General features: G+C 33.8%; 16 protein-coding genes and 1 pseudogene. 12 read left to right on the top strand and 5 right to left on the bottom strand.

All coding sequences use genetic code 11. The annotated features are described in order from the left end of the window. Positions 1 to 29 precede the first annotated feature (29 nt). From AB8B65_RS18910 to AB8B65_RS18900, 3 genes are all read left to right on the top strand, one after another. Positions 30 to 2,372, top strand: a complete 2,343-nt coding sequence (locus AB8B65_RS18910; protein WP_405302843.1) for a hypothetical protein — start codon at positions 30 to 32, stop codon at positions 2,370 to 2,372. 438 nt (positions 2,373 to 2,810) lie between these two features. Continuing rightward, entirely contained in the window at positions 2,811 to 5,150 is a 2,340-nt protein-coding gene (locus tag AB8B65_RS18905; protein WP_405302842.1) for a hypothetical protein, read from the top strand. A 251-nt stretch (positions 5,151 to 5,401) separates the two neighbouring features. Beyond that, entirely contained in the window at positions 5,402 to 7,795 is a 2,394-nt protein-coding gene (locus AB8B65_RS18900) for a hypothetical protein (protein ID WP_405302841.1), read from the top strand. Between the two features lie 61 nt (positions 7,796 to 7,856). On the opposite strand, the gene AB8B65_RS18895 is transcribed toward AB8B65_RS18900, so the two are convergent. Then, a complete protein-coding gene (locus tag AB8B65_RS18895; protein WP_405302840.1) occupies positions 7,857 to 8,297 on the bottom strand; it encodes an exosortase F system-associated membrane protein in 441 nt (146 codons plus the stop codon). Next, positions 8,298 to 8,825: an exosortase family protein XrtF gene (xrtF, locus tag AB8B65_RS18890; protein ID WP_405302839.1), complete on the bottom strand. Its 528-nt coding sequence runs from the start codon at positions 8,823 to 8,825 to the stop codon at positions 8,298 to 8,300. A 170-nt stretch (positions 8,826 to 8,995) separates the two neighbouring features. Between xrtF and AB8B65_RS18885 the strand changes: the two genes are divergently transcribed. From AB8B65_RS18885 to AB8B65_RS18845, 9 genes are all read left to right on the top strand, one after another. Further along, positions 8,996 to 9,451: a GAF domain-containing protein gene (locus AB8B65_RS18885; RefSeq protein ID WP_405302838.1), complete on the top strand. Its 456-nt coding sequence runs from the start codon at positions 8,996 to 8,998 to the stop codon at positions 9,449 to 9,451. A gap of 263 nt (positions 9,452 to 9,714) precedes the next feature. Then, positions 9,715 to 10,449, top strand: a complete 735-nt coding sequence (locus AB8B65_RS18880) for a hypothetical protein (protein ID WP_405302837.1) — start codon at positions 9,715 to 9,717, stop codon at positions 10,447 to 10,449. A 103-nt stretch (positions 10,450 to 10,552) separates the two neighbouring features. Then, positions 10,553 to 12,085 carry a bifunctional phosphoribosylaminoimidazolecarboxamide formyltransferase/IMP cyclohydrolase gene (purH, locus tag AB8B65_RS18875; RefSeq protein ID WP_405302836.1) on the top strand — a complete coding sequence of 511 codons (1,533 nt, stop codon included), beginning with the start codon at positions 10,553 to 10,555 and terminating at the stop codon, positions 12,083 to 12,085. A 67-nt stretch (positions 12,086 to 12,152) separates the two neighbouring features. Continuing rightward, the gene (locus tag AB8B65_RS18870) at positions 12,153 to 13,190 is read left to right on the top strand and encodes a rod shape-determining protein (protein WP_405302835.1); all 1,038 of its coding nucleotides are present in this window, start codon (positions 12,153 to 12,155) and stop codon (positions 13,188 to 13,190) included. Between the two features lie 7 nt (positions 13,191 to 13,197). Beyond that, positions 13,198 to 14,019, top strand: coding sequence for a rod shape-determining protein MreC (gene mreC, locus AB8B65_RS18865; protein ID WP_405302834.1), 822 nt, complete (start codon positions 13,198 to 13,200; stop codon positions 14,017 to 14,019). Then, complete coding sequence (locus AB8B65_RS18860) at positions 14,020 to 14,526, top strand: rod shape-determining protein MreD (protein ID WP_405302833.1); 507 nt, start codon at positions 14,020 to 14,022, stop codon at positions 14,524 to 14,526. Further along, the gene (gene mrdA, locus AB8B65_RS18855) at positions 14,523 to 16,406 is read left to right on the top strand and encodes a penicillin-binding protein 2 (protein WP_405302832.1); all 1,884 of its coding nucleotides are present in this window, start codon (positions 14,523 to 14,525) and stop codon (positions 16,404 to 16,406) included. The genes AB8B65_RS18860 and mrdA overlap by 4 nt, the downstream gene beginning before the upstream one ends. Beyond that, complete coding sequence (gene rodA / locus AB8B65_RS18850; protein WP_405302831.1) at positions 16,399 to 17,691, top strand: rod shape-determining protein RodA; 1,293 nt, start codon at positions 16,399 to 16,401, stop codon at positions 17,689 to 17,691. The genes mrdA and rodA overlap by 8 nt, the downstream gene beginning before the upstream one ends. Positions 17,692 to 17,895: 204 nt before the next feature. Continuing rightward, positions 17,896 to 19,455, top strand: coding sequence for a vitamin K epoxide reductase family protein (locus tag AB8B65_RS18845; RefSeq protein WP_405302830.1), 1,560 nt, complete (start codon positions 17,896 to 17,898; stop codon positions 19,453 to 19,455). A gap of 38 nt (positions 19,456 to 19,493) precedes the next feature. On the opposite strand, the gene AB8B65_RS18840 is transcribed toward AB8B65_RS18845, so the two are convergent. The 3 genes and pseudogenes from AB8B65_RS18840 to AB8B65_RS18830 form a co-directional block, all read right to left on the bottom strand. Then, positions 19,494 to 20,021 (bottom strand): SPFH domain-containing protein, encoded by a 528-nt coding sequence (locus AB8B65_RS18840; protein WP_405302829.1) that lies wholly within the window; start codon positions 20,019 to 20,021, stop codon positions 19,494 to 19,496. A gap of 37 nt (positions 20,022 to 20,058) precedes the next feature. Then, the gene (locus AB8B65_RS18835; RefSeq protein ID WP_405302862.1) at positions 20,059 to 20,901 is read right to left on the bottom strand and encodes a DNA/RNA non-specific endonuclease; all 843 of its coding nucleotides are present in this window, start codon (positions 20,899 to 20,901) and stop codon (positions 20,059 to 20,061) included. Between the two features lie 89 nt (positions 20,902 to 20,990). Then, positions 20,991 to 21,121 (bottom strand): annotated as a pseudogene (locus AB8B65_RS18830) (IS1595 family transposase); the annotation flags it as partial.

Raw genomic sequence — 21,121 nt, 5'->3', positions numbered from 1 at the left:
GTTTAAAAATTGACAAAAACTGAAATGCTATGAAAAAGAATTACCTGTTTTTAGTTATTATACTCTTCTCCGTTTTCAATAGTAGCGCACAAGAGAAACAAACCACTATTGAAGACGAGTACTATGCTTATTTTAAGCTTCCTCGCGAAAACTTGTATCTACACTTAAACAAAACAAGCTATTTTGTGGGAGAAGAAATTTGGTTTAAAGGATATGCCTACGACCAAAGAAATCAGTTAATTTCAAAAGCAACCACCAATATCAATGTTGGTATTTATGATGCCAAAGGAAATCAAGTCAAAAAAGAATTGTTTGAAGCTTTAAACGGCGTTACACAAGGAAATTTTGCGGTCGATTCTACTTTTACCGCAGGAACGTATTACATTAAAGGAGGCACCAATTGGATGAAAAACTTCAAGGAAGACAATGCTTTTATTCAAAAAATTGAAATCATCAGTGATCAAGAAGTTGTAAAAAATACCACAACCGAAGAAGCTCGTTTTGACTTTCAGTTTCTGCCAGAAGGCGGACATATTGTAGCAAATACAATGAGCAATATTGGTTTTAAAGTCATTGATAATAACGGAAAAGGCGTGTCTGCATCAGGAATTATTTATGATGAAAACAAAAAACAAGTAGCTTCTTTTGAAAGCAATACACTTGGAATGGGGAAATTTCTAATTCAATCTAAAAAAGATGTACTGTATACTGCTCAAATTACACTTGAAAACGGAACCGTTATTACAAAAGAATTGCCAAAAGCAAAAGCGCAAGGTGTTTCATTAGCCGTGCAAAGTTTTTCTGAAGATAAAATTATCCTTGATTTCAGTACAAATGAAGAAACACTCAAAAACAATCCGACAAAAGAATACAAAATACTAATTCATCAAAATGGAAAGCTAAAAAAGGCCGCTTTAAAATTTACGGGGACAACAAAAGCTGTGAGCATTCAAAAAGACGAATTATTTAAAGGTGTCAATACGGTTACTGTTTTTGACAATGATAGAAATCCGATACTAGAACGTTTATTTTTTAACGAGTTCGGCATCAAACAAGCAAAGATTAATGTTTCTAAATTAAATACGATAGAAGATTCTATTGTACTTTCTATCAAAGAATTAAACCTAAACAACAATGCGAACGTAAGTGTTTCTATTTTACCAGAAACGACAGAAAGTTACAATCCGCAAAATAATATCATTTCAAATTTCTATCTAAAACCACACGTACAAGGATTTGTAGAAAACGCACCATACTATTTCCTCAAAATGGACCGAAAGAAAAAGTACGAACTCGATATTTTGTTACTAACACAAGGTTGGAGTCGCTATAACTGGGACAATATTTTTGGCAAAAAACCAATAGCAACACACAAATTCGAAAACGGAATTACCATTTCGGGACGTGTAAACAGACCTGCTTCAGGTGTAGAACGCATCTTTTTATACACCACAAAAAACCATGCGGCTAAGTTTATCGAATTAGACAAAGACCAAAAATTTCAGTTGGCTGGTTTCATCTTGGAAGAAGGCGAAGAAGTACGTTTTTCATACATTACCAAAAAAGGAACTTTTGAAAGGCCTAGCATGTATCTTCGGTATATAATTGACAATAAGAAAGATAAAATTTCGGAAGTGTTTTTAGAAGAAACAAAAAAAATAGCAACCACTACCGCTGACTTTACTATGCCAGAAAATTTCTTTTACGAAGAAGCAGAAGCATTAGATACAGTGACGTTAGAAGCCGAAAAAAGAAAGAGAAATTACGATAATGCTTTTATGATGAACCCAGAGGTTACCGAAATTACCATGGAAGAATATACGCGTTACCTCGACCTAATACAGTTTCTTAACTTTAATGGTTTCAATGCCAGCGAAAATATGGGAAGGGTTTCCATTAGCTCGAGAATTGCAAGAGGCGGATCACCTGCTATATTTTTTAACAATGTTCGTTTACAAGATTTAAGTATTTTATCCAATATGTCATTGGCTAACATAGAACGTATTGTTACAGACAAGTACAGTGTTGTTCCTGGTATGCGTGGACGATCAACTGGAGTTATAAAAATTTACACACGTACAACTCCTTTATTTAAAAAAGGCGGAAAAGGTACTGTGTATCTAGCTTCAAAATCGCCCAAAGCATTTACAGCAGGAAAGGAATATTATGCGCCAAATTATGCATCATATCTAAATCCAATATTTCAAAAATACGGAACCATCTCATGGATTCCGACAATGGAATTGAGTAAAGAGCAACCAACAAGTTTTAAAATATACGATACGTATACCAAAAACGTCACTTTATTTATTGAAGGAATTTCCGAAAATGGCGATTTAATATCTGAACGAAAAACAATTAAAATTCGCTAAAAACCTATAAAAAGCATGTGTAAAAATTAATATAAACGCATCCTTTATAAAATATTGAGAAATATTTAAGAATATAACTACAAATGCTTTCATACTTTTACAATTCCAAACAAAAACAAATGAAATACAAATACACTATTCGCTCTTTTCGCATTCAATTATGAACGTGTACACTTTCGTACAAGAGAAATATATAACGTAAACAGCAACCATCTGTAAAAACGATTAAAAAAACACTCAATAAATTGCAGTTTGAGCGTTATTTTATATCAAAAACAACTATGTTAATTTTAGTAAAATATCGAAACATCAGATTTCCAAAAAAAGCAAAAGCAACATTTAGAAACTGAAACCATAATTTCAATGATTTTGGTCAAAATTAAATCGAACTGGTATTCTTTTTGTAAGATATTAACCAAACATTAACATCCAAATATTATGAAAAAAAGTTACCTATTTTTAGCACTAATCACCACATTTTCTATGTTTAGTACGTACGGACAAGAAAAAAAAGTGGAAGACGAATATGCAGCCTATTTTACACTTCCAAGAGAAGCATTATATGTACATGTAAACAAAACAACGTTCTTTAAAGGCGAAGAAATTTGGCTCAAAGGTTATGCGTATGATCAAAAAAATCAGCTTACTTCCAAAGTAACAACAAACATTCACGTTGGTATTTATGACGCGCAAGGAAACCAGGTGCAAAAAGAATTGTTTAGAGCTGAAAACGGCGTTGCCAAAGGGAATATTTTAATCGATTCTACCTACACAGCTGGAACGTATTATTTGAAAGCAGAAACCAATTGGATGAAAAACTTCAAGGAAAGCAATGCGTTTGTTCAAAAAATTGAAATTATTACAGAAAAACCTTCATTAAAAGGCGACTCAGACGTAGCAGAAAACTACGATTTTCAATTTCTTCCAGAAGGTGGTTATATGATCGAAAACACCAAAAACAATATTGGCTTTAAAGTCGTTAACACTCAAGGAAAAGGTGTCATTGCAAACGGAATTATCTATGATGAAAACCAACAAGAAATTACTTCATTTAAAGGAAATGCAAGAGGTTTGGGGAAGTTTTTATTCTATCCAGAAGCAAATCAAGAATATACTGCTAAAATTGAATTTGAAAGCGGAAAAATACTCACACAAAAGTTGCCAAAGGCAAAAGAAAAAGGAATTGCTATTATTGTCAACAATCCGTTTGCAGACAAAGTATTGCTCAATTTCAATACAAATGCTGCAACATTAGCCATAAATCCAACAAAAAAATACAAAGTGCTCATCCATCAAAATGGAAAGCAAAAAACAATTGAATTTTCATTTGATGCAGGGCAAGAAAAAGCAATCAGCATTCTTAAAAAAGATGTATTCAAAGGCATCAATACCATTACCGTTTTTACAGACAACAACACGCCAATTTTAGAACGTTTATTCTTCAACGATTACTTCGTTAAAAAAACAGCTTTAAGCGTTTCTAAAGCAAACACTAGCAACGATTCTATTGTATTTTCTATAAATGAAACACAATTAAAAGACACGATAAACATGAGTATTTCGGTCTTGCCGGAATCGACAAAAAGTTACAATCCAAATCACAATATCGTGTCAAATTTCTATCTAAAACCACATCTAAAAGGTACGGTAGAAAATCCGCAATACTATTTCAGAGACATGAATCGAAAGAAAAAATACGAGCTTGATATTTTGTTAGTAACGCAAGGTTGGAGTCGTTATAATTGGGATACTATTTTTGAAGAAAAGCCAAACGGTTTAAAAAGTTTTGAAACAGGACTTACCATTTCTGGGAAAGTAAACCGACCAACAATGGGTATTGATCGCTTGTTTATGTATGCAACAAAAAATCATGCTGCCCAATTTATTAAATTAGACAAAGATCAAAAATTTACACTGTCAAACTTATTTTTGGAAGAAGGTGAAGAAGTTCAATTCTCATACATGAATAAAAAAGGCGTTTTTAAAAAACCATCTATATATATCCGATTCATTCTAGCCGATGGAAAAGACAATATGACAATGACTGCACTAAAAAAAGCGTCTGACATTTCATCAAACACAAGCGATTTTAAAGTGCCTAAAAACTTCTTCTACAAAGAAGCAGAACAATTAGACAAAGTAGTCATCAAAGCTAAGAAAAAGAAAGAAGAAAAAGATCCTATTTTAATGAATGCAAAAGTGACTAAAATCACGCAACTTGAATACGAACGCTATTTTAACATCACCGATTTCATCCAAGATAACGGATATGATGTATATGAAAATTTAGGACAAGTTTCCATCTTTACACGCCGAAGACCAAGAGCAACACCTTTGGTGTTTTTTGATGGCGCACAGTTGACAAATTTGACTATTTTATATGGTTTATCGACTGCAAATGTAGAAAAAATAGTAATTGACAAAACGGGACAAGGGCAAGGAATGAATGCCGGTTTTGGTGGTGTTATCAGAATATTTACACGCCGTACGTCTTTATTTAAAAAAGGAGCCAGCGAAATTATGTATGCAAGTGCTAAAGCACCAAAAGCGTTTACGCCAACCAAAAAATACTATGCACCAAAATATACTTCGTATCTAAGTAACACATTTGAGCAATATGGCGTTATTTCTTGGATTCCAGAAGTAAAACTGAACAAATCGGAAACAACTACTTTTAAAATCTATGATACACGTACCAAAAGTGTGACGCTATTCATTGAAGGTATTTCTGCGACTGGTGAGTTAATTTCAGAAAAACGCACCATTCAAGTACGATAGCTTACACGCACTACAAAATTCAAAAAAAATCAGTATATTTAAGAATACTAAAATTCAAACTGCTATATTAGAAATGTAATTAGTAGCCGATAGTTTTCTGAATAAGAATCCCACACATACAGAATTTCTAAAAACACCCATTCAGAAGTGAATTGTTCCCAGTAAAATTCATTTTTCAAAACAAATTAACTAATGAAGTTATTGCTTCATGGTAATTTTAAAACGAATTGAAACTGACAAACTTTTTAACTATGAAAAAGAAATACTATTGTTTTTACCTCTTACTTTGCATTTCGCTGTATGCACTCGCGCAAACGACTACTTCCATCAAAGACTCCTATAAAAATTACTTTAAATTTTCAGGGAATGAAGCCATCTTTATTCATCTTAACAAAACTAGCTATTTGGTTGGCGAAGAAATCTGGTTTAAAGGATATGTTTTTGACAAGCGAAACGAAAAAAAATCAGTCACTTCTACCAATTTATATGTTGGACTTTACGATGTAAATGGCAAGCAAATTTCCAAAAAACTATTTCTCATTCGCAATGGACTTACGCACGGAAACCTTGAACTAAAAAAAGAGCTCAATTCTGGAACGTACTATATAAAAGGTGCTACGCAAAAAATGATCGATGAAGCATCCGACGAAGTTTTTATTGAAAAAATCACCATTTACGGGAAAAATTATGAGCCACAACAAAACAATACAACAGCAAAAAAATACGACATTCAGTTTTTGCCAGAAGGCGGACATCTTGTAAAAAATATTGAAAATACGGTTGCTTTTAAAGCGATAAACCAAGAAGGAAAAGGCGTGTATGCTCGCGGAATTATTTATGATGAAAACAATGACGAAATTACTACGTTTGAAAGTAATAACTACGGAATTGGCACAGTGCAACTCACTCCAAAAGCAAACCAAGTTTACAAAGCTTCCACTACTTTTGAAGAAGAGAAAACAAGCGAACAAACGTTGCCGAAAATTGAAAACACAGGAATCACAGTTCGAGTAAATAACATTGAAAAAGACAGTGTAAAAATTGCACTAAACACGAATGCTGAAACATTACGTAGCATTGTTTCCAAAGATTATACACTGTTAATTCATAAAGATGGTTTAACGCGTTCCATGCCGTTTTCTTTTAAAAATACGGAAACAGTAGACTTAACAATTGCGCGAAGTGGTCTTTTTAATGGTGTCAACACAATTACTTTATTTGATGGAAAAACACCTGTTTTAGAACGTATGTTTTTCAATAACAAAGTAGAAAAAAATGCTTCTATATTGCTTAAAAAGCTGCAAACTAAAAATGACGAATCTGAATTCTCTTTATATCTAATCAAAAGGAAATCGGGATTATTAGAAGCAAATGTGAGTATTTCTATACTGCCAGAAACCACCGAAGCTTACAATCCTGCAAATAGTATTTTTTCAAGTTTTTATCTAAAACCGTATGTGCATGGCGCTGTTGAAAATCCGAAATACTACTTTCCAAACAATACAAAAACCAAAAGAAAGGCGTTAGATGCTTTGCTTATTACACAAGGTTGGAGCAAATACGATTGGACAACTATTTTTCAAAATACAGCTAAAAAACTAGACGTTCAACAAGGAATTACCATCAACGGAACGGTAAACTTTCCAACAAAAGACATTACAGGTATCTTTTTGCATGACACCAAACAATTGCCTTCGCAATACGTTACAATTGACAAAGATCGAAAATTTGTCATCAACAATTTATACCCTGAGGCGGATGAAGAATTACGCTTTTCGTACATAAACAACAAGCAGGAATTTTTAAAACCAAAACTATATTTGCGCTACAGCGTGAACAGCCAAGAAGATGCTATCTTGAAAAATGCTATTGTTGATCGTTCTTTTCTAAACGAAACTAACATTTTTATACTTCCAAACGGATTTTTTCCAAAAGATGCTGAAGCCTTAGATGCAGTACTATTAGAAGGGAAAGGTAAAAAAGAAAAAGAAAATATTGACCCAATGATGGTAAATGCCAAAGAAATTAAAATTGGCATGAAAGAATATATGCAATATCCGGAAGTTAAAAACATTATCGAAAATAGTGGTTACGATGTGTCTGATGATCCTTTCGACATGCAAAACCTACGAATCTTCACTAGAAAAAGACTCACATTACAAGCAGGAAACCCACCTGGTTTTGTGTCGCCATTAATATTTTTAGATGGTGCGCCACTGAGTGATTTTAGCATTCTACGTAACTTTTCAACTGCGAATGTAGAAAGAGTTGTCATCAACAAAACGGGACAAGGATATGGTGTACGTGGTATTGGTGGTGTTATTAAAATATATTCGAGAAAAACACCTTTACATCAAAGAACAAATGCTCAAAAAGAAACGTTTGCAAAGCATCTACCGCCTGTTGGTTTTAGTGTAGCCAAACAATATTACGAACCAAAATACCAATCATTTACAGGTGAAACCTATCAAAAATATGCCGCAATTGATTGGCGACCAATGAACAATATTCCAAGAAGAGGCGCTTTCAATTTTTTCGTAAAACACAAACATGTAAAAGGAATTACGATGTTTATTGAAGGAATTTCTAAAGATGGAAGCCTAATTTCTGAAAAACGAACGATTGCTCTTGAAGAAGATGAATAGTTGTTTGTCAATTTGAGAATAAGTCTAAAGTGAAGTATTTCTATCTGCATGCGCGTCTAACCTAAACTTCCTCATGTTTTATTTTACGTTGATAGTAAAATGCTGGCAACAAAATCAATACAAAAAGTGGTTGAATTAAAAAACGACGCACGTAAAAAGTGAGCAAATAATCTTCTGTTAAATCGTGCTGAATGAGATAAAAATACAACGAAACCAAAATCACAAAAGCGACGATATACAAACCGACAGAAAACTTAATTACATGAATATTTTCAAAAGCGATATAAATAATTACTAAAGAAACAACCATGTTCAACACATATCGAAATACATGATTAAAAAAGAGTGCCCAAGCTTCATAATCTGGAATTGCAGCTTGTAAATAATCGTTCTTAAAGAAATTTAAAAATGGATCGTAAAACAGTTCGTTCTCGAAAGCACGTATCAAAACGAGCAATCCGAAAAGAAATCCAATACCAATATATTTCCAAATTTTTCCCATCTACTTATTCGAAAACTTTTTCACCCAAAACATCCACAATAAAAACACCATTCCGTAAATAATGGTCGGAAATACAATTTGATGCAACAAATATTCTTGATCTGGAAAGCTGTACAATCCAATTCCCAACACTACAATTCGCAACAAATTTGCTACATATACTAAGACGCTTCCGACAAGAATAAACAATACTGTATTTTTCAAATTTCCTGTAAAGGCAATCACAAATGTAATAAACAAAATAAGCACACTTACCGAATTGCAACCTTCTACAATACGACCAACATAATTGCCATGAACTAGCAATTTCATTGTAGGTTCCGATTCATGAACCTCAACATTTGCCGTATATCCAAGTGCATTGATAACACTTTCTGTCTGATTGGCTACAATACGCGTAACGCCATCAGGTTCACCTTCAAAATTTGACAAATACAAACTATATACATACGTCAATACTGCATACGTAATAAAGAATTTAACAATAAATCCTAAAGCCGATTTGTATTTTTTAATGCTTTCCAACACAATTAATAAATGATTCTGAGTGTTACAAACTTACTCTAAAACCATTGAAAATATCACATTTTCCATAAAATTTGTCGAATTCATTTTTGAAGTCACTTTATTCTCTATTTGGAGAAAGTTTTTTAGATTTTTTTCGACTATTTTTGTGAAAATTTAAGTTAAAAAGAAACATGGCATTTACAACATACAAACCCGAAATCGTAACTATTCTCTCAAATGAATCACTTTCTGTAGATGATCGCATGACAAAAGTGTGTCAATTATTACAAGAAAATATTGATTATTACGATTGGGTTGGTTTTTACTTTAAAAACGGAGACAAACCTGAATTAAAACTACGTGCTTTTGCAGGCGAACCAACAGATCATACCATTATTCCTTTCGGGAAAGGAATTTGTGGACAAGTTGCCGTTTCTAATGAAAACTTTTTGGTTCCAGATGTACAAGCGCAAGACAATTATATTGCCTGTAGCATTCACGTAAAAGCAGAAATTGTAATTCCGTTATTCGTAAATGGCGAAAATATTGGACAGATTGATATTGATTCAAACACACCAGATCCATTTACTAAGGAAGATGAAGAATTTTTGGAGTTTGTGAATGCGAAAGTTGCGGAGATACTTTAAGTGAGTATTGAGTTTTTAGTATTGAGAATTGAGATACCTTCAAGAGAAATTTTTTCGTTTATAAAAAACGTCATGCTGAACTTGATTCAGCATCTCAAAATATTGAACTGACAAACACTATTTTATAAAGTGTTTGTCAGTTTTTTTCATACATTTAATACATTTAATGTTATTATCCTTACTTTTGATAACCTTCAGAATACTGAAACCGATACATATTAAGAGAAATAGCCGAAAATTCTTTTAATCAAAATGTTACCAAAATGAAAAAAATTATCTTTTTACCAATCATTGCGCTTCTTTTTTCGTGCGCAAATTCTTCTGACGAAAAAAAAGTAGTGCCTAGTAAAAATTTAATGCATTTTCAAAAAATGTATGTTGAATATTATAAAAAGGCAGATCACAATCTTTCAACTGGATTGGCTTACTATCGAATGACGAATTTTGATTTGGAGCGCCTTACAGATACTATTAGTAAAGTGAATGCTGAAATATTTCAAAATGAAGATATCCGAACATTGGTAAACGAAGATATTTCAAATTGGCTCCGTGACTACGTTTTTATTGGATCTTCTAAAAAAATGAAAGGAGATTTTATGCTCGATACAACAAACATGTTAACATTAGAAAAGCCGTCGGAATATTATTCAAACTCTAAAATAAAGCAAGGGCAAAAGATTTATAATAAACTATTTCTAAATACTTTTTTCAAGCGCTTAATTGAAATAGATGGTAAAAAAATCTACTATTATATCCGTCCAGCCAATGGAAAACTACTAGAAGAAATTGCGGAATATAGAATTAAGACTTCAGGAGACTATCTTCCTATCTATGAAAAGAAAAGAAATAAAATATACGATCGTCGTTACCTCTGTGATTTATATCGTATTGATTGGTATGTGCTTATAAGTTCTGATGATTTCTTTAATGACAAATTAGCATTTAAAATAACCGATACTACATATTACTACAATGAAGATTATACTAGACAGAAATAAAAATTGTTTTTGAGGACTATTTTATACCAATAAAAGATTGTTTTTACGTGTTAATTATTACTTTTGCGGCTTCACAACAACACATTTAAACAACACAACTCGAATGAATTCCCAAAAACAAGCAAAATCAGCTTTAATTTCGGTTTTTAGCAAAGACGGTTTAGCGCCAATCGTAGAAAAACTGCATGCATTAGACATTACAATTTACTCTACTGGAGGAACAGAAAAATTTATCAAAGATCTTGGTATTCCTGTCGTTCCTGTAGAAGATGTAACTTCATATCCTTCTATATTAGGCGGACGTGTAAAAACATTGCATCCAAAAGTATTTGGAGGCATCTTAAATCGTCAAAACAATGAAAGCGATGTTGCTGAATTGGCGGAATATGAAATTCCACAAATCGACATTGTCATTGTAGATTTATATCCGTTTGAAAAAACAGTTGCTTCAGGTGCAAGCGAACAAGATATTATTGAAAAAATTGATATTGGAGGAATTTCTTTAATCAGAGCTGCTGCAAAAAACTTTGCTGACGTACTTTGTGTATCTTCAGTAAACGATTATGCTGGTTTTTTAAACTTATTAGAAACACAAGAAGGAAACTTTTCAATAGCAGACAGAAAAACATTTGCTGCCAAAGCATTCAATGTATCTTCTCATTATGATACTGCAATTTTTAACTATTTCAATCAAGATCACGAAATTGCAGCCTTGAAAGTAAGTGAAACAGAAGGAAAAGTATTGCGTTATGGAGAAAATCCACACCAAAGAGGATTCTTCTTCGGAAACTTTGATGAAATGTTCCAAAAGCTTCACGGGAAGGAATTAAGTTATAACAATCTATTAGATGTAGATGCAGCCGTAAACTTAATGAACGAGTTTGTAGGCAACGATCCAACATTTGCCATCTTAAAACATAACAACGCTTGTGGTTTTGCAACGCGTTCAACAATTCACCAAGCATACATAGATGCATTAGCGGGTGATCCGGTTTCTGCTTTTGGTGGAATATTAATTGCAAATACCGAAATTGACAAAGCAACGGCTGACGAAATTCACAAACTATTCTGTGAAGTAGTTATTGCGCCTTCATATACGGAAGCTGCTTTAAAAGCGTTGAAAGGAAAGAAAAACAGAATCATCTTAATTCAAAATGAAGTTGCCTTACCAGAAATGCAAGTTCGCACCTGTTTAAATGGAGTATTGCTTCAAGATAAAGATGCAAAAACGGATGTGTTAGAAGATTTAACATACGCAACGAGCAATAAACCAACAGAAGCACAGTTAGAAGATTTACTATTTGCTTCCAAATTATGCAAGCACACAAAGTCAAATACGATTGTTTTGGTAAAAAACAAACAATTATGTGCAAGCGGAACAGGACAAACAAGTAGAGTTGATGCATTAAATCAATCAATTGTAAAAGCCAATGCTTTCAAATTTGATTTGGACGGAGCTGTCATGGCAAGTGACGCATTTTTCCCGTTTCCGGATTGTGTAGAAATTGCAGGAAATGCAGGAATTAAAGCGGTAATTCAGCCTGGAGGATCAATAAAAGATCAATTGAGCATCGATTATTGCAATTCAACGGATATTGCAATGGTATTTACAGGCACAAGACACTTTAAACATTAAAATTTTTATACCTTTGTAATTCATTTTTAGCGACTTACAAAACACACATTAATAGCAGACATAAGACATGGGATTTTTTGATTTCTTAACAGAGGAAATAGCGATAGATTTAGGAACTGCAAACACGTTAATCATTCATAATGATAAAGTGGTTGTTGACAGTCCATCTATTGTCGCCAGGGATCGAATGTCGAACAAAATCATTGCTGTCGGACAGGAAGCTGCACGTATGCAAGGAAAAACCCATGAAAACATCAAAACGATTCGTCCATTGAAAGATGGTGTAATTGCTGATTTTGATGCTTCTGAAAAAATGATCAGCCTGTTCATAAAAAATATTCCAGCACTTAAAAAGAAGTTATTTCCGCCATCATTGCGTATGGTTATTTGTATTCCATCAGGAATTACAGAAGTGGAAATGCGCGCCGTAAAAGAATCGGCAGAACGTGTTAATGGAAAAGAAGTTTATTTGATACACGAACCAATGGCTGCGGCTATTGGTATCGGTGTCGATATCATGCAACCAAAAGGAAACATGATTGTTGATATTGGTGGAGGAACTACTGAAATTGCCGTAATCGCTTTGGGCGGAATTGTCTGTGACAAATCTGTGAAAGTTGCCGGTGATGTGTTTACCAACGATATTGTTTACTACATGCGTACGCAACACAACTTATATGTGGGAGAACGTACTGCTGAAAAAATTAAGATTCAAATTGGAGCTGCTACGGAAGATTTAGAAGTTCCGCCAGAAGAAATGTCGGTTCAAGGACGTGATTTATTAACAGGGAAACCTAAACAAGTACAAATCTCTTATAGAGAAGTTGCCAAAGCATTAGACAAATCTATTTTACGAATTGAAGATGCTGTGATGGAAACCTTATCACAAACGCCTCCAGAATTGGCTGCCGATATCTACAATACAGGAATTTATCTTGCAGGTGGTGGATCTATGTTACGCGGATTGGACAAACGTTTGTCTCAAAAAACAGATTTACCTGTATACATTGCAGAAGATCCGTTGCGTGCCGTAGTACGTGGAACAGGAATTACCCTGAAAAATTTAAGCAAATTTAAAAGTGTATTAATAGGGAAGAAGAACTAAGTAGCAGATGCAACATATCATTAATTTTCTAATCAAGAATAAAAATTTTATTCTGTTTTTAGTGTTGTTATGTATCTCTTTGCTCTTTACGATTCAATCGCATTCCTATCACAAAAGTAAATTTATCAACTCTGCCAATTGGCTTTCGGGCGGTATTTACGAAAAAGCAAACGGAATTTCTTCATACTTCAATCTCGCATCTGAAAACGATCGATTGCTAGAGGAAAATAGACGACTCAAAAACATTCTATACAACAAAAAGGACAGTCTTAGCACAATTCAGTTTGTGGATAGCACTTCCTTTCCAACCGATTATTTGTTTCGTTCTGCAAAAATTACCAAAAACAGTTATGCAAGTCGCAACAATACTTTACTCATTAACAAAGGAAGTTATGATAGCATAGCAAAAGATATGGGCGTAGTAAATGCTACAGGAGTTATTGGAAAAATAGATCAAGTGAGTGGAAGTCATGCAACTGTGATTAGTATTCTGAGTTCCATCTCTAAAATAAACGCGCAACTAAAAAACACCAATCACTTTGGAACGCTTACTTGGGACGGAAAAAATCCAAACATTGTACAATTGGAAGATATAGAGAAATTGGTAAAATTTACCGAAAATGACACCATTATCACGGGTGGAAATTCTACCTTATTTCCCAAAGGTATTCCTATTGGAATCATAAAAGACTTTCAGTTAAACACCACTGAAAACCTATATAATATAAACGTGCAATTATTCAATGACATGACCAATTTAGAGCATGTATACATCATTGAAAACTTACACAGAGAAGAAATTGATAACTTATTAGCTCCTGAAAACTAGATGGGTTCTGTTGTATTTTGGAATAGTGTCCGATTTGTAGTCGCTGTATTAGTGCAAGTATTGATATGCAATCATATTGATTTCTTGGGCTACATAAATCCGTTGGTATACATTTACTTTATCTTTCTATTTCCGCTAAACGCGAATAGAAGTTTATTTTTAGTCATTGCTTTTTTACTAGGACTTACCGTAGATATGTTTTCCGATACTGGCGGTGCCAACGCTGCAGCTTGCTTAATTATTGCGTATCTACGACCGTTTGTATCGCGATTTGCTTTTGGAATTAGTTACGAGCATCAATCGGTAAAACTAGAAAATACGGCACTTGGACAACGAATGGTCTATATTGTAATTTTGACCGTAATACATCATTTCTTCTTTTTTCTATTAGAAATATTTAACATTTCTTCTATCCTGATTATCCTGAGAAATACAGCATACTTTAGTATCTTTACAATTCTAATCATCACATTATCAATAACTTTATTTAGTCGAAAAAATTCATGAGGAAACTTTTGTTATACCTTGTCGTTGTTTCTGTTGGAGCCATTTACACAGGACGTCTCTCCTATCTTCAAATATTTAATGAAGAAAAAAAGGCCACTAATTATTTGAATGATAGCGCCATCAAAAAGGAATATTCGTATCCGCAACGCGGCTATGTGTATGACCGAAACGGAACGCTACTTGTAGCCAACCAACCTTCGTATGATGTCATGGTTATTCCACGCGAAGTGAAAGCATTAGACACCTTAGAGTTTTGTAAATTTTTACGCATTACCAAAGAAGATTTTAAAAAGCGGTACGACAAAGCAATAGGTTTCTCTTGGCAAGTACCATCGGTATTTGTAGCGCAAATGGCAAAGAAAGACTATGCGTTTCTTCAAGAGAAAATGCATCGTTACAAAGGATTTTACATTCAAAAACGCTCCATTCGTAACTACCAAACCAATCACGGTGCAAATGTATTAGGTTTTATTAGTGAAGTAGACAATCGCGATTTAAAAAAGAATCCCGAATACCAATCAGGAGAATTAATTGGTCGTACCGGAATTGAAAAATCGTATGAAAACGAATTGCGCGGAACCAAAGGTATAAAACACATTCAAAAAGACATTCGCAATAAAGTACTAGGTTCGTTTGAAAACGGAATACATGATAAACTTCCCGTAAATGGAAAAGATATTCAAATTACTATTGACGCCAAATTACAAGCATACGGTGAAAAGTTAATGGTAAATAAACGTGGTGGAATTGTTGCTATAGAACCAGCTACAGGAGAAATTTTAGCATTGATTTCTGCACCAACTTATGATCCAAGTTTATTGGTAGGCCGTAAACGTTCCAAGAATTTCAATATTATGCATAAAGATTCTATCCGAAAACCCATGTACGACAGAGGTTTATTAGCACAATATGCACCTGGCTCACCTTTTAAAACCTTGAACGCTTTGGTGGCTTTGCAAGAAGGTGTAATTACACCTCAAACTACGTATACCTGTCATCATGGATATATTTACGGACGTAGCGGACGAAAAATGGGTTGTCACTGCGGAAGCGGAAAACGAAACGTCATTAATGGTGTGGCAAAATCGTGTAATGCATACTTTGCCAACGCGTATCGTCAAATTATTAGTAAATACGATTCGCCACGAGAAGGTATGAATGTATGGAGCGATCATATTAAAAGTTTTGGTTTGGGCGATTATTTCGGAAATGACTTATCTACAGGTCGTAAAGGACGCATTCCGACAGGAGATTACTATACCAACAATTATTTTAAGCATAATAAATGGCATGTATTGAATACGATTTCAAATGCTATTGGACAAGGACAAGTGGAATTGACACCAATTCAATTGGCAAATATGACCGCTGCAATTGCCAACAGAGGTCACTATTTTACGCCACACATCATCAAACAGATTGATGGAAACCCAATTGACAATCCGCATTTTACAGAACCAAAACATACGACTATTGATAAGCGACATTTTGAACCTGTAATTGAAGGAATGCACGAAGTATTTAGCAAGAAAAAAGGTGGAACTGCACGAAACTTGAATGTAGAAGGCATTGAAATTTGTGGAAAAACAGGAACTGCTGAAAATTTTGTAAAAATTGATGGCGAACGCACACAACTTACAGATCATTCTATTTTTATAGCCTTTGCTCCAAAAGAAAATCCTAAAATTGCCATTGCCGTATTTGTAGAAAACGGTTATTACGGAGCGCGTTGGGCAGGGAAAATTTCTAGCTTAATGATTGAAAAATATTTGAAAGGAGATATTACTTTGGAATATATGGAGAAGTTAGTGTTGGAAAAGAGTTTGGAAGAAGAATATGCAAAACCACTAAGTGGAGAACCATTTACAATAAATGAGTAGAGAAGTAAAATTTGTCAAAAAAATAGATTGGCTTTCCATATTGCTGTACTTTTTATTGGTAGGAATTGGTTGGATCAATATTTATTCGGCTTCCGTTACAGAAAGTGCCGCAGGTCTTTTAGACATGAATCAGTTGTACGGAAAACAACTATTTTTTATTACAACTAGCATCATTTTAATTGTTCTTATTCTTTCGATAGAAGCCAAATTTTACGAACGTTTTTCTAGTGTTTTTTACATTATTGCACTGCTGAGTTTGCTAGGTTTAATGGTTTTTGGAAAAGAGATAAATGGCGCCAAATCATGGTATGCTATTGGAAGTTTTACACTGCAACCTTCTGAATTTGCCAAAGTCGCCACCGTGCTTGCATTGGCAAAGTTTCTAAGTGACATACAAACGAATATCAACATTTTTAATCATCAATTAATTTCTTTTGCAATTATATTGGTACCGCCATTGTTTATCATGCTTCAACCCGACGCGGGAAGTGCTATGGTGTATATGGCGTTCTTTTTTGTGTTGTATCGCGAAGGCTTGCCGCCTATTTACTTATGGATTGGATTTTTGCTCGTGCTACTATTTGTCATTACGCTGAAAGTTGGTTATGTATATACCATTATTGCAACTGCGATATTAGGACTTGCCTGTATTTTTGTTTTCTTCCGAAAGAAGTTAAAACAGCAGCGAAAAACTACATTGGCATTGACTTCATTAGTTGCTGCCATCGGATTTATTTTAGCTGTAAATTATATCTTTTACAATGTTTTTAAGCAACATCAGCGTGATCGTTTTACGTTGGTTTTAGGACTTGAGAAAGATCCTGTAAAGCTTGAAAAAATTAGGAAAACCTTTGGTTTCAACAGCGATCAATCGGAAATTGCCATTAGTTCTGGTGGTTTTTGGGGAAAAGGTTGGCAAAAAGGAACGCGTACCAAAGGAGATTTTGTTCCTGAGCAAGACACTGATTATATTTTTACAACCGTTGGTGAAGAATGGGGATTTGTGGGTAGTACGCTTGTTATCTTTTTATTTGTAATCTTAATTTTGCGCATATTACACCGAGCCGAACAACAGAAAAATAAGTTCAGTCGCGTGTATGGTTATAGTGTCGCCGCCATTCTGTTTTTCCACTTTGCTATTAATATAGGCATGGTGATAGGTTTATTTCCTACGGTTGGAATTCCACTGCCTTTCTTTAGTTACGGTGGTTCGGGACTTTGGGGATTCACTATTTTACTTTTTATTTTTATTAAGCTTGACGCAAATCGTATTAATGAGTGGTAATTTATTTATTTACTTATCTTTTAGAAAGATTCACGTATAAAAAGTAATCACATAAAAATCAGCACGCTAAATTTTCTATTTTATAAATTAAACAAAGTGAACTCTTAAAAACCTGCATTCATACTTCATACTTCAAAAATACTTTCTATCTTTAGCTTGACTGTATTAGTTTTAATTTCCCCTCCAAAAATTGAAATGAATTAGATGGAACATATTATACTTTCGCTATTAACGAATAATAGTTATTTGGATGTGAATCGTGAGTTATTGAACTTACAATTATTATCGCATCCTGAATATCCAAGTTTAAAATCAATTACAGATACACTCGATTATTTTGAAATTGAAAATTTAGCTGCAACCGTTCCAAAAGAAGCGTTGGAACAAATGCCTGCTTGCTTTTTAGCTTTAGTTGGTGGCGAACGTGGCGAAGAAGTTGTATTGGTAGCAAAGAAACGAAACGGCATTCAAATTGTAAATGCAGACGAGAAGAAGGAGAAACTTTCTGAAGCAGCATTTTCCGAACGTTGGACAGGAACAATTGTCGCCGTAGAAGAACAAGAAAAAGCGAGTGGCATACAATCTATTCAACAAGCACTTCCCTATTTTGTGGTGGCTGCAGTTGCTTCTGCAAATGTAATGTTAGAATTTAGTTTCCCGTATTTGTTATATACAGCAATGACCTTGGTAGGTTTATACATTAGCATTTTAATTATTCGAGAAGATTTAGGTATTAAAAGTAAAGCCGTTGCCAAAGTTTGTGGTGCTATTTCAAAAACGAGTACGTGTGGAGAAGTTATTACAACGAAAGGAAATAAAATTTTCGGAATTATTTCGCTGAGCGATGCATCGTTTGTGTTTTTTGCAGGATTATTTTTGATTTTATCTTCTTTCGGATTTCATACAGGCACATTATTAATGATGTCGTTACTAGGACTTCCTGTTGTTGCGTATGCAATTTACCGACAAGGTATTGTACTAAAGCAATGGTGTGCATTGTGTTTGCTAATTGCTGGAATTTTAGTTTTACAAACAGCTTTATTGCTTGCTACATATAATTATTCTTGGTCTTTATTTACACCTTATATTGTAAAACTCATCAGTGTTTTTGCGCTAGTTTATATTGCGTGGACATATTGCAAATCGTATTGGGAAAGTCACGAAAAATTGGCAACTACCGAAACGGACTTTTTAAAGTTTAAACGAAACCCTGAATTGTTTAAAACGATGCTTCAGGAACAAAGAGTTATAAATCCGAAAGTAATTTCAGAACAATTACGTGTTGTTTTTGGAAACCCGAATGGCGCCATAAAACTGCAAGGAGTTACCAATCCGTTATGCGGCTATTGTACAGCAGCGTTTGAATCGTATGATAAGTTATTGAGTGCATACGGAAATGATATTCAGTTGGAGTTTATTTTCAACGTTCCGCCTGACGAAAAAAATAAAAGCACACAAATTGCTTCAAAATTGATTGATTTGTATATGCAAGATCCTGCAAAATCATACACTGCATTGAAAGCATGGTTTTCTAATAGAGATGTTGATAGTTGGCAACAAAAATTTGGAGTTTCAGAAAACACCATGGTTTTAGAAGTCTTGGAAGCACATAAAAAATGGTGCGATATCAACGACGTACATTACACGCCTGCGAGCATTTTGAATGATCAATTTTTCCCAAAAACCTATGAAATCAAGGATTTACCATTGTTTATTCAGGACATGATTTTGGAGACGCAACAAGGTGAAACTGAGGAAAACTAGATTGTTTCTTAATTGCTAAGAAGTAACTATTTTTCGCATTATTCTTTTTCAGATTCAATCTTTAATTTGAATGATTTCGTTTTAATATATTCAGAAAACTTAGTGTCATTTCTCAATTCAGATGTAATTACTTTTTCTAGTTCAGATGGTTTTACATCTACTAAATTATAGTTGTTAAATGACGTGCGTAATGCTGAACGTATTTTTGGGAAAACAATTCTTTCTTTAAAGTCTTCGCCAACTTCAAGATGTAATCTTGCAATATTTTTTGTCTTTAAACTGAACCAATAACTTACGTTACAAACAATTGATTCTCCATCTTTGGTCACTAGCGAAATAACATCTTTTATATTTTCGGCTTCAAGCGAATATAGATATAGGATAACATTGTTTGGAATTTGCTGTTTTCCAGAATTTAAAACAGAAATCTTAGCTTCCGATTTGTCATAATAAACTCCAATTTCAGATGGTTTTATAAAGACTTCTTTTTTTGATTTCAAATCACATGAAATACATAATAACATTAGAAATGCTGACAGTATTGGAACTATTTTCTTTTTATTCATTCGTCAAATTATTATAAATTATATTTTACATAAAATACTATCGAAAACTCCATTGCTTATAAGTAGTCATGGCTTCTAGTTTGTTTTCTTTTACATCATCTAAACCTGGAAAGAAATCAATTCCTGTGCGTTTTTCTAGTTCGTCCACCGAAACTACATATTCGTATAAAGGTTTCTTAGAAGCTTTATGCGGCACAAGAAAGGCAATGATTTTTGTGTTTCCGCCAGAATTATCTAACAAAATTTTATAGAAATACTTCGGAACTGCCACAGCTTCACTTCCAATGGTTTTGAGATTGTTTTCTAAAATTCCGCCTGTCACCACATATACACCATTATATTTTTTTGCCCAATAGCGTACTTTTTGCTCCAATCGGTTCCAAACACCTGCATTAAATTCGTGTTCTTGCGGCGATATATTACTCGTTAAGAAAGTCTCCGTAAACGCAGCTTTGGTATATTTTCGATCGGCGGCAGGACACAAATGCCCGCGATCGTATCCAGACTTTTTATAGTTTCTCCAATGTGCCGATTCTGTTTTTACAGCATTATCTTGTTCAAAATATGGACGTTTGAAATCTGTATATACAACTTGATTTTTTTTCAACTCATATGCAACCCATTCTGCTTGCTCAAAAGCTTCATGGTACGACAACGAATATCCTTCATGATGTACAATTTGTCCCGTTGTTGAACTCGGCAAATAATAGTTGTTTGTTAAGGGTTTTGGTTTACTATCTGTTGTTTGCTTCTTGGTTCCGTGTACTTTTATTTTCGGATTCGTAGTCGTGACTTTTGGAGCTTCATTGTATTTTTCATACACAATAAATATAGCTCCAATTAGCAACGCTAGTAACGGATATATTTTGTTTCTTTTCATTTCGACTTCGCTCAATGTGGCGATTTTTGGGTTTTATTTCTAGTATATTTAAGTTATTGATTTGAAAAATGCTTTTTAATTTTATTGAGTTACACACTTAGTGTCTGTTTAATATTCTTATGATAAATTGGTTTCGCAAAAACCATTCTTTCAATAGTTTTATGAAAAATAGTATCTTTAAATTGAGAACGATTTATTCTAAAACAAAACTCATCAAAGT

Origin of the sequence: Kordia sp., assembly GCF_045105435.1 — a bacterium.
Lineage (GTDB): Bacteria > Bacteroidota > Bacteroidia > Flavobacteriales > Flavobacteriaceae > Kordia.
This window is presented reverse-complemented; position numbering and strand designations above follow the sequence as displayed.

Bases quoted from the DNA above. Each gene is read 5' to 3' on its own strand.
- AB8B65_RS18860 (WP_405302833.1), top strand. From the start codon at position 14,020: ATGGGTTCTGTTGTATTTTGGAATAGTGTCCGATTTGTAGTCGCTGTA.
- AB8B65_RS18910 (WP_405302843.1), top strand. From the start codon at position 30: ATGAAAAAGAATTACCTGTTTTTAGTTATTATACTCTTCTCCGTTTTC.
- AB8B65_RS18900 (WP_405302841.1), top strand. From the start codon at position 5,402: ATGAAAAAGAAATACTATTGTTTTTACCTCTTACTTTGCATTTCGCTG.
- AB8B65_RS18885 (WP_405302838.1), top strand. From the start codon at position 8,996: ATGGCATTTACAACATACAAACCCGAAATCGTAACTATTCTCTCAAAT.
- AB8B65_RS18905 (WP_405302842.1), top strand. From the start codon at position 2,811: ATGAAAAAAAGTTACCTATTTTTAGCACTAATCACCACATTTTCTATG.
- AB8B65_RS18880 (WP_405302837.1), top strand. From the start codon at position 9,715: ATGAAAAAAATTATCTTTTTACCAATCATTGCGCTTCTTTTTTCGTGC.
- AB8B65_RS18845 (WP_405302830.1), top strand. From the start codon at position 17,896: ATGGAACATATTATACTTTCGCTATTAACGAATAATAGTTATTTGGAT.
- rodA (WP_405302831.1), top strand. From the start codon at position 16,399: ATGAGTAGAGAAGTAAAATTTGTCAAAAAAATAGATTGGCTTTCCATA.
- AB8B65_RS18895 (WP_405302840.1), bottom strand. From the start codon at position 8,297: ATGGGAAAAATTTGGAAATATATTGGTATTGGATTTCTTTTCGGATTG.
- mreC (WP_405302834.1), top strand. From the start codon at position 13,198: ATGCAACATATCATTAATTTTCTAATCAAGAATAAAAATTTTATTCTG.
- purH (WP_405302836.1), top strand. From the start codon at position 10,553: ATGAATTCCCAAAAACAAGCAAAATCAGCTTTAATTTCGGTTTTTAGC.
- AB8B65_RS18835 (WP_405302862.1), bottom strand. From the start codon at position 20,901: ATGAAAAGAAACAAAATATATCCGTTACTAGCGTTGCTAATTGGAGCT.
- AB8B65_RS18840 (WP_405302829.1), bottom strand. From the start codon at position 20,021: ATGAATAAAAAGAAAATAGTTCCAATACTGTCAGCATTTCTAATGTTA.
- mrdA (WP_405302832.1), top strand. From the start codon at position 14,523: ATGAGGAAACTTTTGTTATACCTTGTCGTTGTTTCTGTTGGAGCCATT.
- AB8B65_RS18870 (WP_405302835.1), top strand. From the start codon at position 12,153: ATGGGATTTTTTGATTTCTTAACAGAGGAAATAGCGATAGATTTAGGA.